At 44.8% G+C, this 12,764-nt stretch carries 13 protein-coding genes; 2 read left to right on the top strand and 11 right to left on the bottom strand.

Features of this window, described 5'->3' with window-relative positions; all coding sequences use genetic code 11:
• The first annotated feature begins 25 nt into the window (after positions 1-25).
• Positions 26-457: an NUDIX domain-containing protein gene (locus tag FCL46_RS01365; RefSeq protein ID WP_136809752.1), complete on the top strand. Its 432-nt coding sequence runs from the start codon at positions 26-28 to the stop codon at positions 455-457.
• A 335-nt stretch (positions 458-792) separates the two neighbouring features.
• Here the strand turns inward: FCL46_RS01365 and typA are convergent, their stop codons facing one another.
• Both typA and FCL46_RS01355 read right to left on the bottom strand, forming a co-directional pair.
• Entirely contained in the window at positions 793-2,589 is a 1,797-nt protein-coding gene (gene typA, locus FCL46_RS01360) for a translational GTPase TypA (RefSeq protein ID WP_136809753.1), read from the bottom strand.
• Positions 2,590-3,004: 415 nt separating this feature from the next.
• On the bottom strand, positions 3,005-4,354 hold the full coding sequence (locus FCL46_RS01355; RefSeq protein WP_136809754.1) for a DEAD/DEAH box helicase: 1,350 nt from the start codon (positions 4,352-4,354) through the stop codon (positions 3,005-3,007).
• Positions 4,355-4,727: 373 nt separating this feature from the next.
• Between FCL46_RS01355 and FCL46_RS01350 the strand changes: the two genes are divergently transcribed.
• A complete protein-coding gene (locus FCL46_RS01350) occupies positions 4,728-5,339 on the top strand; it encodes a hypothetical protein (protein WP_136809755.1) in 612 nt (203 codons plus the stop codon).
• 33 nt (positions 5,340-5,372) lie between these two features.
• On the opposite strand, the gene FCL46_RS01345 is transcribed toward FCL46_RS01350, so the two are convergent.
• The 9 genes from FCL46_RS01345 to FCL46_RS01305 all read right to left on the bottom strand — a co-directional run bounded on the left by FCL46_RS01345 (position 5,373) and on the right by FCL46_RS01305 (position 12,640).
• Entirely contained in the window at positions 5,373-5,924 is a 552-nt protein-coding gene (locus FCL46_RS01345; RefSeq protein ID WP_136809756.1) for a DUF2058 domain-containing protein, read from the bottom strand.
• Between the two features lie 448 nt (positions 5,925-6,372).
• Positions 6,373-7,791 (bottom strand): pyridoxal phosphate-dependent decarboxylase family protein, encoded by a 1,419-nt coding sequence (locus tag FCL46_RS01340; RefSeq protein WP_136809757.1) that lies wholly within the window; start codon positions 7,789-7,791, stop codon positions 6,373-6,375.
• 628 nt (positions 7,792-8,419) lie between these two features.
• A complete protein-coding gene (locus FCL46_RS01335) occupies positions 8,420-8,935 on the bottom strand; it encodes an iron-sulfur cluster assembly scaffold protein (protein WP_136809758.1) in 516 nt (171 codons plus the stop codon).
• A gap of 447 nt (positions 8,936-9,382) precedes the next feature.
• Positions 9,383-9,742, bottom strand: a complete 360-nt coding sequence (locus FCL46_RS01330) for a NifB/NifX family molybdenum-iron cluster-binding protein (RefSeq protein ID WP_136809759.1) — start codon at positions 9,740-9,742, stop codon at positions 9,383-9,385.
• A gap of 59 nt (positions 9,743-9,801) precedes the next feature.
• On the bottom strand, positions 9,802-10,179 hold the full coding sequence (locus FCL46_RS01325) for a NifB/NifX family molybdenum-iron cluster-binding protein (RefSeq protein WP_136809760.1): 378 nt from the start codon (positions 10,177-10,179) through the stop codon (positions 9,802-9,804).
• 17 nt (positions 10,180-10,196) lie between these two features.
• Positions 10,197-11,102: a nucleotide-binding protein gene (locus FCL46_RS01320; protein ID WP_136809761.1), complete on the bottom strand. Its 906-nt coding sequence runs from the start codon at positions 11,100-11,102 to the stop codon at positions 10,197-10,199.
• 17 nt (positions 11,103-11,119) lie between these two features.
• Positions 11,120-11,968, bottom strand: a complete 849-nt coding sequence (locus FCL46_RS01315) for an ATP-binding protein (protein WP_136809762.1) — start codon at positions 11,966-11,968, stop codon at positions 11,120-11,122.
• Entirely contained in the window at positions 11,965-12,408 is a 444-nt protein-coding gene (locus FCL46_RS01310; RefSeq protein WP_136809763.1) for an ANTAR domain-containing protein, read from the bottom strand. Before FCL46_RS01310 ends, FCL46_RS01315 begins: the two co-directional genes overlap by 4 nt.
• Positions 12,380-12,640, bottom strand: coding sequence for a hypothetical protein (locus FCL46_RS01305; protein WP_136809764.1), 261 nt, complete (start codon positions 12,638-12,640; stop codon positions 12,380-12,382). Before FCL46_RS01305 ends, FCL46_RS01310 begins: the two co-directional genes overlap by 29 nt.
• Positions 12,641-12,764 lie beyond the last annotated feature (124 nt).

Raw genomic sequence — 12,764 nt, 5'->3', positions numbered from 1 at the left:
AACACGTTCAGACTGGTTTTAAAATATGAAATGTCCACATTGCGATAGTCCAATAGAGGTGTACAGGAACCCGACGCCAACGGTTGATATAATTATCGAGATTGCTGACGCAATTGTGCTTATAGAGAGAAAAAATCATCCCCTTGGCTGGGCTTTGCCAGGTGGTTTTGTTGACTACGGCGAATCGTATGAAACCGCTGCTCTTCGCGAAGCCGAAGAAGAAACCGGACTTATAGTAAGAAATTTGAAACAGTTCCGTACCTATTCCGCCCCAGATCGTGATCCGCGGCAACATACAGCATCAACGGTTTTTATCGGCAATGCAGAAGGAAAACCTAAAGCTGGCGACGATGCTGGAAAAGCTGGATTATTTACAGAAGAAGACCTACCACCACTCGCTTTTGATCATGCAAAAATTCTAGCAGATTATTATGAGATGAAAAGGCGTAAGGCGTAAGGCGTAAGGCGTAAGGCGTAAGGCGTAAGGCGTAAGGCGTAAGGCGTAAGGCGTAAGGCGTAAGGCGTTGAAGGATGTTTTGATTTGATCTCTCTGTAAAGGAGTTTAGATCATAGTATAAAAAAAGAGCGTTTTCGGAGTTAATCCGAAAACGCTCTTTTCATTTTAGAACAATGCTTTGAATATCATGAAAGTGACAAGACCCGTCCCGACGGATCCATACATCAACAGTCATGGTATACAATCACTGCCGAATTTTCTCTTAATCAGGGCAAACGCAGCAAAACCCACAACCGCAGAAATTATGATATAGAGAATATCCATCATTGTTGTCCTTAAATCTTAATTCGTGTTCCAGTCGTTTTTCTCAAACGAATAGACTGTGGAGTAACCTCTACAAGCTCATCGTCATTTATATATGCAATACAATCTTCAAGAGACAAAATAGTTGCAGGAGTCAGCACAACGGCTTCATCGGTTCCGGACGCACGAACGTTTGACAGCTTTTTTCCTTTACCGGGATTTACAACCATATCAGATGGACGTGCATTTTCACCGATTATCTGGCCGGAGTAGAGCGGCAGACCAGGCCCTACAAACAATTTACCACGATCCTGAAGATTGAAAAGCGCATAAGCTATCGATGTACATGGCTCTTTTACCACCAGAACACCATTAACACGGTTAATGATTTCACCAGCATGCGGACCATATTTCAGAAACACATAGCTCATCATACCCATACCTTTGGTATCGGTCATGAACTGTGATCTGTAACCAAGAAGACCTCGAGTCGGAATATTGAAAACCATACGAACCATGCCGTTCTCGGTTCCCATCTCTTCAAGGGTGCCTTTCAATTTCCCAAGTTTTTCAATAACCGGGCCCTGGAATTTCTCGTCAACATCAACAGTAAGTTCCTCATAAGGCTCAAGAAGCTTTCCGTCTTCTTCTTTCATGATAACCTGAGGTCTGGTTACCTGAAACTCGTACAACTCACGACGCATCTTCTCGATCAAAATGGAAAGATGAAGTTCTCCCCTGCCGGATACTTTGAAGCCGACAGCGTCAGTCAGTGGCTCATACTGGAGAGCGACATCGGCAAGGATCTCTCGCTTGAGTCTGTCCTCAATATGACGGGAAGTAACATACTTACCCTCTTTACCCGCAAACGGTGAATCGTTAGGGATAAAGTTCATTGAAATTGTCGGAGGATCAATGGTGATGAGTGGCAACGGCTTCGGGTCATCAATATCAGTAAAAGTAACACCGACAGTTACATCATCCATACCTGCAATTGCTATAATTTCACCTACTCCGGCTTCTTCAACAGCAATTTTCTGATCGCGTTCAAAACGAAAAATCTTTGATACTCTAATAGGCTTGATCGAACCGTCACGACGCGCAACTGCAATTGGCTGATTGATTTTGAGGGTGCCATTGACAACTTTACCAATTCCTAATCTACCAAGATACGGAGAGTAATCAATAGTACCAACCTGCATCTGCAAAGAAGCATTAACATCACCGGTCGGGGCAGGTATATGGTCGATTATCGCTTTGGAAATCGGGTCCATATTACCTTCACCCTTATCGTCATCAAGACTTTCCAAGCTGTAACCTTCTTTAGCGGAGGCGTAGACAATAGGAAAATCGAGAATATCATCAGGAGCGTTTAACTTAACAAACAGGTCAAAAACCTGATCAACTACCCAGTCGCAACGGGCGGCCGGCTTATCGATCTTGTTGATAACAACGATAACAGGCAGGCTATTCTCAAGAGCTTTCTTTAAAACGAAATAGGTCTGAGGCATTGGACCTTCCTGCGCATCAACGAGCAGCAAAGCACCATCGGCCATACGCAAAACGCGCTCAACCTGTCCACCGAAGTCAGCATGACCAGGTGTATCAATGATATTAATCCAGTTATCCTCGTAAGTGTAGGAGCCGTTCTTTGATGTGATGGTGATACCGCGCTCACGCTCGAGGTCCATAGAATCCATAAGCCTCTCAGAAACTTCCTGATTATCTCTGTACATTCCGGATTGTTTGAAAAGCTGATCTACCAGCGTGGTTTTACCGTGGTCAACGTGGGCGATAATGGCAACGTTACGAAGTTTACTCTGATCCATTCTGTGTCCTTAATTGGTCTCCAAAGGCAGTGAATGAGCCTGAGACCTCAATACCATATGCACTGTGTGTGCAGTTGAAAATAGGAAAGCATCCTGAGCGGACACTCTTTAGCTGTGCTGTCATTCTGTGCAGCAAAACCATTTATAATACCCGAAGTGTCGCATACAAGCAAACTTTTCCGTAACAATAGTTGCTTATCCGCAAAAATCAACGAGATAAAGATAAGATAATGCAGATGCGGAATAGATTAATCCGATTTTTTTCAGGTTAGGATCGATGATCTCGGAAAAAGTCTGCCTTGTCGTACGGATGGCCTCTGAAAAAAGTTCGACATACAGGTAAGCGACGGCAGGGAGACTCCGAGCCGTAGTGTCTTCAACGAAATAGATCGGGCTTTTTACAAGCCCATCAGAATTACATTTGGGAAAGAACGTTACGTCGAATATTAGCGGAACGGTTCAATGTGCTGACCCCTTTATCTACATAGTCAAATACTCGTGCTTGCTTATTTACTGCAGGTCGCATGATTCGACCAATAACCTGCAACAGGCGTCCTTCAAATGTTATGGGGGTGGTAAGAAACAGCGTATAAAGGCCGGGACAGTCAAAACCCTCCGAAATCAGTTGCAAGGTTGCTACCAGGACCTGAACTTTACCTTGCTGGACTGCGGCAACTATCTCAGCCCGCCTTTCAGCAGACACCTGCCCCGTGAGCATTTCTACCTTCACATTCCTCTCGGTGAGTAAACGGGCAAAAATCTCACAGTGACTGACACGATCCGAAACAACAAGTGAAGTGCCGGAATCTCTATCAGCCGCAACCCTTACGATATCTTCAGTGATCTGCATGTTTCGCCCCTGATGTCTTGTCAACGCTTTGATTAGTGCCTGATAATCACCACGATATCGATAGGTAAACAGCGTTGTATTTCTAATAAGCTGAGGTTTAAGTATTGCACCCGTTGCCTGCAGTTCCCCCTGATCTACCTGATGAATCCTATCACCCATAAAATAATAGATTAACCGGGTAAGCCCTTCATCGTTTCGAAAGGCGGTCGCGGACAAACCGAGCAGATAGTGGCAGTTAAAGTTTGCCACAACATCGGTAAAAAGCGCAGCCGGAACCCTATGGCATTCATCAACAATCAGATGACCAAAATGCGGGACAAGCTCCATAGCCCGCTTTCTCGCTGTATTGACAATGGCAATAGTCACCGGCTTTATATCAAAATGTCCGTCACCAATAAGCCCGGCCTCATAACCGAGAAAGGTTTTCACACGCTCCTGCCACTGGTAAAGGAGTTCTTTGGTGTGAACCACTACCAGCGCAGGTTGCTTGCGTTCAGCTATTGCTGCCAAAGCCATAACGGTTTTCCCGCTACCTGTTCCAGCCTCCAGCACACCAAAAGAACGTTTACTCACCAGATTTACTGCCTGTTCCTGATATGGCCGGAGCTCTCCTAAAAACACCAAATCAATTTCATCAAGCAATTGTCGCTCGTCAATTATTTCCGGAGTTTCACCATAATGTTCACGACAAAGAAGAACCGCCTGGTTTGAAAACCCGCGTGGAAAACGAATACCGCCCGGCACCGTTTCGTAATACTCTAACGTCGGTTTGAGCTTTTTGCCGATCCAGCGACCATATTTTTTTGCTGAGGTATATTTAGGATTGTCGATAGTCAGTTTGCTCTTCAACTCCTCTTCGAGTTGCTGGTCAATACCTGCCAAATGGCAATCTGAGGTGACGGTAAGTTTTGGCATGCCCGGTTCAATATATAAACATTTGTCTGTAATTCATGGATATAAAGAAATGCACCATAACGTAATAGCCTGAAAATGCGTATCAAAATAGACGACAACCAACGCCGCATTCTTAGGGCTTGCGGTTTAGCCTGGCAATCTGTATTACTACACGTAATGGTAGTTTAGGCAATCCTCACAAGGAGACTGTCAAACAGCCCGCTTTCCCCTCAACTGGTCGTAATTGTGGAAAAGTTAATTTTCGCAATATTAACAACATGGATGCCCTTAATTTTCTGACAATGCCTTGATTTGAGAGAAAAATGTTCACTCCGACAGACTCCCATACATGTACATCTTAAACAAATAACTTCTATCACCAAGCCAATTTGATATGCGCAAATTTCTGATTATTATCTGTTCTATACTTCTCTTTTCTACTGCTCACCTCAACAATGCAGCAGCTGCTGATGACCATATAACAATAGATCTGCCCCAAAAAGTATTAGCCAAGGCAATTGCTGCTGCGCTACCGCTTGAATATCCGGCGCAATCTAAAACTCTTCAGGGAACAATACACCTCAAAAGCATCAGCGATTTTAAAATCATACAGGATCACATCGTCTGCCGACTGCACCTGACAGGTAACGGCATGAAATTTATTACTGAGCTTGCAGGTCATACAATCAATCTCGATGTAGGCACAGTTGAACTTGATTTCAACACCAAAGCAAAACTACGCTTTGATGCTGCTAAACAGGCATTATTTATTACTCCGGTAATTGACAAGGTCAATTCAAGCAAAGATGCTGGCGGCGGTGATATAGGTAACGCTCTCGTCGCTCTGGTAAATGGCCGTGAACTGCCTATCGATTTAAGTGAAATAGACCCGATTATTGCAGAAACAGGGGTGAAAAAATTAATCATCACTACCCGCATAACTGATATACAAGCAAAAAAAGAGCGACTCCAGCTTTTGCTGAACCCGCTCTTTACTGCAAAATAGTGCCTCAGAGACACCATATAAACGCATAGACATCTACCACATGAGGTCATCCGGAACTTCATAGCCGGCGTAAGGATCATCTTCGTCGGCTTTATCATCTTTGACCCGTTTGTTTAAGACAACCACAACACTGCTGTCCATCTCACGAATCTTTTTAACTATTTCAGCAGGACAGACTTCATACTGAGCATTATGACGAACAATTCCCACTGTTCCCCTGCTCAAGCTATCTATCAGCTCCTGGCTGATAAAAATCCTGAAAACCTTTTTTTGGTCAACAAAACGATAAGCAACACCTTTTTTATCATCTTTAGGTAGCCGGCTCTGCTCAATCATCTGTCTGATCCGGGCAACCTCTTCACGCTTTCGCAGCTTCTCCTCTCGCTCAAGGTTCAACTGCTTTGCCCGCTCTTTCTTTTTAGCAAGAGCCTGCTCTGCCAGCAGTTTATTCTCGTCCACAGGTGGTGCCTGCTTTTTCGAAATCTGCTGTTTGCGTTTGTCGTGCTGCTTTTTTTTCGCTTTTCCTACCTGTTTTTTGTCAACCACTCCCAGTTTCAAGAGTTGGTCCTGAAGCGAACTGCCCATGGTAGCTCTCTCTCCTTAATGTTACTTCGATGTCTAATGTCAAATATCTGAAGGCTATTTTACCGGTTCATCCATAACAACTGGAATCAATCACTGTTATCATAATTATGATAGCTAACTTTTTGAATTTTGCAAACTACCTCACCACTAATGATTTAGCCAGAAAATCTGACTTCGAGTGATTCCATTTCCATCGGCTGCTTCCGGGTTATTCTGAAGCCCAAATAGAGTGGAGCGGAAAAGCCGCAGCAAAACAGGTAAAATGCAATAGAGTTTCAACTTCCAGAGTGACAGGAACCAGCACTCCAAGAGCACAGAAAAGAGGCCGAGGAACAATTGTAAAGAGTATCTCTTTGTAGAAAATAGTGCATAGAGTGCCCCCCTGCTCTCGTTATTCGTCATGCAAGAGTGGTTCACAATACCTCTGTGCTACTTCCGCATTCAGTTCTCATCCGAGCTGCCCCTCACCAACCAGTTCATTTCCGATAGCGACCAGTTCTTTAAAGAACGTGTCTATCTCATCGCGATTGACGTTGATGTTGGTGATAAGTAGACGCAAAATCAGTTTTTCCTTAACATAGGCGAGACCAACAAGAGCCAGGCCGCGTTTATAGAGGCGGGTACGTAGTTCCTGATTGAAATCGTCCGCCATATGCTCGGCTACCTTGTAGCGAAAACAGATATTAAATGATACCCGGGGGGCAACCATCTCTAACTCAGGAATATTCTCGACGCATTCCTGTGCATATCTGCACAAATCGAGATAATGCTCAATACGCTCACCAAATCCTTTTTTGCCGAAATACTTCCAGTCCAGGAACCATTTAAGACTGTCTACCCGGCGTCCGCATTGCAGAGAAACAGAACCTAGATCCTGCACATCATTATCATCGGTATCCCTGAAGAGATAACTACCGTCTCCCCCCCCCAGAACTGTACCAAAAGTGTGTGTGCTATGGTTAACCAGAAGAATATTGCACATAAGTGACGAGCCAAGCATCTTGTGAAAATCCCAGGTAAACGAGTCTGCCTTACTCAATCCAGGCAGGAATTTTGCTCGCAGCTTCTCACTCATCACCGCCGCACCACCCCAGGCACCGTCGACGTGCAACCAGAATTTATATTTTTCACGCAATTTCAACATTGCTTCTATCGGATCATAAGCACCACGCACGGTAGTTCCCGCGGTGGCCACTACAAAAAAGGGAATTCCACCAGCTTCGACCACCGATGCAAGTTCACTTTCAAGATCAGCAGGGTCAACCTCTCCTCTGCCATTTACAGGCAGTTTGATAAGATGATCGATGCCGATCCCGAGAATATTTGCTGCTTTATCCATTGAGTAATGAGCATCTGCATTGACAAAAGCATAGAGTTCCTGCTGCCCGAAAAGACCTGTTCTCTTTACCTCTTTACCTGCAAGGTTTCTGGCGCACATCATAGCAATCATGTTGGCATTGCTGGAACCCGTAGTCATCTGCCCTTCACCGTTACGAAAACCGACCAGATCAAGCATCTGCCTGATCATATACTTTTCCATCAGGGTGGAAACCGGTGCTGACTCAAATGTACAGGATGATGTGTTGGAGATAGCTACAGCCATTTCACCGAGCATAGAAGGAAGATTAGCTCCTGCCCACATACGGTTGACGAAAGAGGGATGCGCACTCTTCACACCATATTTCAGGTACTGTTCCATCCAGGTGAACAGTTTTTCCCAATCCCCTTCACTTTCAGGATCGTCAAGCTGGAGTATTCGCTGCAGATCACCCGGGGACGTATAATCAACAAATCTTCCGTCTTTCTGACTGGAATGATACTGCTCCAAAACGGAAAATCCCCGTCTTAGTATCTCATTTTCATTCATACTACATATTCCTGTGGAGAGTGATTAAGGATTATTGAACCATAACAGACAAGCAGGGTGAAACATGAGACTCTTAAAATTGCCACCCGAAAAGCAGAGCCATCATTATTTACCCATCAGTGCAGGTGAAGTACACATAAAATCGACGAGTTAATTGGATGAAAAAAGCCATACTACTGTCTGACAGGACACATGACAAGTAATGCAAAAGCCACCCCTTTGACAAGGAAAATTATTGTGAAACTATCTTTTCCCACTGCGTATCAGCAGTCCCGACAAGCATTTTCCAGCCATAACCGCTTCCGACAGTTCGGGTAAGATGAACAACATGCGTATCCCAGTTTTTTCAAGAAACAGGAAATCACTATCGAAAATTAATAGGATTATTTTATGTTGACGAAGTAGAAAACGCGAATGAATCAATAGCGATTGCATGCATTACACGTATGAAAGATAGAAAGGAAAATAAGAAAAGGCTGGGCACAAAAATTTACAGTGATCTGTTGATGCCGTAGTGAACAGCAGACGATCACAGTTTGTTACAATGTGCATAGAAGTGAGACAGGTCAAAAAAAAACAGCCACGTGAGAATATTCTCAGTGGCTGTTTATCATAAGGTAGAAAGTAATTAATTTGAGTAATGCATATGATTGTGGCCAACACCAACTGCTATAAACTGGGTAGCGCGTTGTATTTTCTTAGGAGGAGCCGAATTAGAATTATTTACAACCCAATGCTGCTCAACAGCTTTATGCAGGGTTTCAATTACGAGCACTGCACTTGTCTCGACGCCTTCACCTGCACGCTGTACCCTTTTCAGGATATCTGCCGCACTCATCTCTAAAAGCTGCCGGGCTGTTTTACCTATTGCAAGTTCGGCGACACAGGAACCGCATAAGCGACTGGCTGATCCGCCATCTGTCACATATGACGCTTCTTCCACACCGTTTTTACGGAAGCGAAGATACAGCTCCATCGACTCACCGTTCTCACCGGTTAAACACGCAAAAGCATCGGCATTCCGCATACGCCCATTATGAATTGAGTATCGTAAGTATTGGAATGTTTCATCAGCAAATTTCTGCTCCTGCTCTGCCACGACATTCTTTCTGATCTTTTCAATCAATGCCTGGAGATCATCCATCAAGCCCCCTCCTCTGTCTATTCTCACGCCAGTATATCGTAAAAACAACCAGTAATCCACGATAGAATATCAATAATACGCCTGTCTCCCTCCGCTACCTGGTAATGATTCTGCAAATAGACCAAATTATTTTACATTTTGCAAAAACCTTACCTGATCCCTGTACTTGACAGGAAACGCTGTATCCGGCAACACTATTTCTATACTCTTACAATTAACTTACGTAAAGCGATAATTAGAGATATATTTATTTTTTTCAACCGAATCTCGCTCAATTAGCGGACATACACCTAACTAATTAGCTGACTAAATCATTTACATTTCTCAAATTTCAAGACGATTTCTCTCTGATTGCAGGACAATTCTACGTGATCTCGGAAAGTACTATTTTTTTTTTATAGTAAGGCACAGCAGTATTATCTACTATGCCTTACCACATAGGAATTATTACCAATGCCCTTCAGCATTCGGCTCTGAGCTATAGGCAAACTCGTCATTCTTAAATGCCATAACAGCATCGTGCACAGTTCCACCCATATCGTTTACGACACGTATACCTCCAGCTTTCAGTGTCTTAAAAGCATTCGGACCACAGTATCCTGTAAGTAAGACCTCTGCCCCCTCATGACTCAGGGTGGTAGCCGCCTGTATACCAGCACCTTTAAAGGCATTTACATTCTTCGTATTATCTATTGCCTTAAACGTCATATCGTCAATCTCAACAACTAGCAGATATGCGGCCCTGCCGAAACGCGGGTCGACAGCATCCGAAATATCCGGCCCTGTTGAACTTACGGCTATTTTCATTATTGTATCCTCCACCATTCCTGAAGTACTTGATGATACAATACAACAGGGAGAACTCATTATTGCGCTGCTCCACAAACCTGATCTTCTGCTATCAAAGGTATTTTTCCTGCAATCATATCCTCAACAACCGGACGAATGGCCTGACGCTCTCCTTCATGATATACCTTGATTCCAACCTGCTGGAAGCCCATCAGGGGACGCATACCGATACCGCCGACAATTAAAGCATCTACACTATTATTTGCCAGCAGATTCACAGGAACCATGCATCCACCTTGAACATGCGATACGTTCTGGAGTATGGAGGTCTGTGTAATCTCGCCATTCTCAAGATCTATAAGGGTAAACACATCGCAGTGACCAAAATGACCTGCCCGCACTCCGTCTAAACCGCCTGCTCCTTCCGATGGTACAGCTATCCGCATTCGTGACATTATTCTTCTCCGTTGTATTAAGATATTGCAGCAGGAATGTTGACGATTCCGGCCATTTTAATCACTGGTGACTCAATAATATTGTTCCAGACTTCGCGAACAGACTCTGCAGTCTTTGAGTCATCCGCATATTCTATAATGTTCTGTCCCTGCACCATCGCCTGAACAAAAACAGGGTCAAACGGTATCCGACCCAGCAGCATCAGATTTCTCGATCTGGCATGCTCTTCAATTGTTTCTGTCATTTCCAGATTCAGATCAAACTTATTGACACAGACCATCGCAGGAACTCTGAAATGGGCAGCAAGATCTATAACCCTCGACATATCATGCAGGCCGGATAAGGTTGGCTCAACGATGACTACCAAAACAGTTGCTCCGCCAATCGCAGCTATTACAGGACAGCCGATTCCCGGAGGGCCATCTGTAATAAGCAGGTCATTTCCCGTTTCTTCGGCTATTTTTCGCGCCTCTTTACGAACCAGATTGACGAGTTTTCCTGAATTTTCTTCGGCTGCACCCAACCTGGCATGCACCATGGGACCGATCCGTGTCGTACAGCTATACCACTCACCACATTTCTGAATCGGGAAATCTATAGCCTGTTCCGGACAGAGATCTACGCAGACTCCACATCCTTCACATTTAAACCGGTCGACAACGTAGTTTTCTGAAATAGCACCAAACCTGCACAGCTCGCGACATCGATCGCATTCAGTGCAGGTTTCACCGTTTATTACAGCAAGTCCTCCTCCCATAAAATCTGTGCGGGTCTTTGTCCTGGGTTGCAGCAGCAGGTGCAGATCAGCACCATCCACATCAGCATCACAAACAACGCATTTTCCTGCCAACGAAGCAAAAGATGCTGTGAGGCTGGTCTTGCCTGTCCCGCCTTTGCCACTAATGACGACAATTTCTTTCATTTCATAATCCTCCATTTTCAGCACTCTGCCAGAATATGTATTTTCCTGAACAGACTCTGAAACATCTGTCGCCACTCAGCACCATTATCACCACTGGTAATGAGCATTTCCCCACGTGAATAGGCAGATGCAACATCCCGACTGAATGGTATTTCCATGAGAATTGGAATCCCCTCATTCGATGCATATTCGTGTACTTTGTCATCTCCAAGATCAGATCGGTTGATCACTATCCCACAGGGAATAGCTATCTCTTTAACCACCTCAACAGCCAACTTGAGATCATGAAGACCAAAGGGCGTCGGCTCAGTAACCAGAATGACATAATCGGTGCCTTCGATTGCTGAAATTACCGGACAGGAAGTCCCGGGAGGTGCATCAATAATGGTATCGCCTTCTGGAGTTATTTTTTCTCTGACTTTCCGAATTAACGGGGGCGCCGCCGGCTCACCTATCCTCATTTTACCCATCTCAAAAGCAATCAGACCACTGTTACCGGATTCCACAATACCAACTTCCCGATGTCCCTCTGTGATTGCCCCGTCAGTGCAAACCTCGACACAACCACCGCACCCATGACAAAGATCTGCAAAGGTTATTACTTTGCCACCTATCGCTGCAAGGGCACTAAAACGACAAATCTTTACACAATCACCGCAGCCGGTACACCTCTCGCTATCCACCTCGGGGACCATCGTATAGACTGTTCTTTTGTCATGAATGACCGGTTTGATAAATATATGGGCATTGGGTTCTTCAACATCGCAATCAAGAAGCTGAATAGGAATATCCATTGCTGCAGCGAGATTTGTTGCAACTGTCGTTTTCCCCGTCCCTCCCTTTCCACTTGCTACACTGATGATCATTGCTCACCCCCTGCATTGATGACATAATTGTCAACCAGCAAGCCGCATGCAACAAGGCTGTTGATAAGCAATTTTGCAGCCTCTTCCCCGAGAGGTTCAGAGAGCTGCATCAGCACCCCAAGACCTTCAGTTTCATGGTGAAATTTTTCAGCTTCCAGATCACTCACCAGAGCACAGGAGACAAAAGGTGCTTGCCTCGCAAGAACCCTGACAACATCAAGCCCGCTTGTGTCAGCCAGCGTGTCATCAAAAATCACAAGCTTGATGTCTTTTGATTTCAGGATCTCGAATACCGCTCCGGCAGAATCCGCCTCATAGAACTCTGTATCAGCAGCATTCCACAGCCCTCGTTCTATTGGGGCAAAACGCTCGTGCTGTTTACTTGCAAGAATGATTTTCAACGGGCCCTGGTCATTCTGATGCATCTTGTGTTCCCTCATCCTCTTGTCCTTTCATACGCGTGTCGTGTTGTACCGGATCGGCAGCTGTCATGTTTTTTCCTCTCATGCCGCATCGACCTCCACTCCCGGCATTTTCATTACGGCCAAGCCTTTTGCCAAGGCCCATTCCTTGTCCGGTGCCCTCTGTAATATTCTGCTGCCTGCAAATACCTCTACCACCACCTTTTCCCAATCCACGGCCACCCTGATTACCCTGATTCTTTTTTTGCATGGTAATACCTCCATCATTTTAACCCTGCATCATGCAGGCTACTCTTCTGGAGCAGTTTATGAATAGATATAGAGCAAGCATCGTACCAGAAATTTGCATATGCACATAAATAGCATTTTAGAAC

This window comes from Desulfosediminicola flagellatus, assembly GCF_005116655.2.
GTDB lineage: Bacteria > Desulfobacterota > Desulfobulbia > Desulfobulbales > Desulfocapsaceae > Desulfopila > Desulfopila flagellata.
The sequence above is the reverse complement of the archived record's forward strand: the minus strand, read 5'-3'. Positions and strand labels throughout refer to the sequence as shown.

Bases quoted from the DNA above. Each gene is read 5' to 3' on its own strand.
- FCL46_RS01365 (WP_136809752.1), top strand. From the start codon at position 26: ATGAAATGTCCACATTGCGATAGTCCAATAGAGGTGTACAGGAACCCG.
- typA (WP_136809753.1), bottom strand. From the start codon at position 2,589: ATGGATCAGAGTAAACTTCGTAACGTTGCCATTATCGCCCACGTTGAC.
- FCL46_RS01355 (WP_136809754.1), bottom strand. From the start codon at position 4,354: ATGCCAAAACTTACCGTCACCTCAGATTGCCATTTGGCAGGTATTGAC.
- FCL46_RS01350 (WP_136809755.1), top strand. From the start codon at position 4,728: ATGCGCAAATTTCTGATTATTATCTGTTCTATACTTCTCTTTTCTACT.
- FCL46_RS01345 (WP_136809756.1), bottom strand. From the start codon at position 5,924: ATGGGCAGTTCGCTTCAGGACCAACTCTTGAAACTGGGAGTGGTTGAC.
- FCL46_RS01340 (WP_136809757.1), bottom strand. From the start codon at position 7,791: ATGAATGAAAATGAGATACTAAGACGGGGATTTTCCGTTTTGGAGCAG.
- FCL46_RS01335 (WP_136809758.1), bottom strand. From the start codon at position 8,935: ATGGATGATCTCCAGGCATTGATTGAAAAGATCAGAAAGAATGTCGTG.
- FCL46_RS01330 (WP_136809759.1), bottom strand. From the start codon at position 9,742: ATGAAAATAGCCGTAAGTTCAACAGGGCCGGATATTTCGGATGCTGTC.
- FCL46_RS01325 (WP_136809760.1), bottom strand. From the start codon at position 10,179: ATGTCACGAATGCGGATAGCTGTACCATCGGAAGGAGCAGGCGGTTTA.
- FCL46_RS01320 (WP_136809761.1), bottom strand. From the start codon at position 11,102: ATGAAAGAAATTGTCGTCATTAGTGGCAAAGGCGGGACAGGCAAGACC.
- FCL46_RS01315 (WP_136809762.1), bottom strand. From the start codon at position 11,968: ATGATCATCAGTGTAGCAAGTGGAAAGGGAGGGACGGGGAAAACGACA.
- FCL46_RS01310 (WP_136809763.1), bottom strand. From the start codon at position 12,408: ATGAGGGAACACAAGATGCATCAGAATGACCAGGGCCCGTTGAAAATC.
- FCL46_RS01305 (WP_136809764.1), bottom strand. From the start codon at position 12,640: ATGCAAAAAAAGAATCAGGGTAATCAGGGTGGCCGTGGATTGGGAAAA.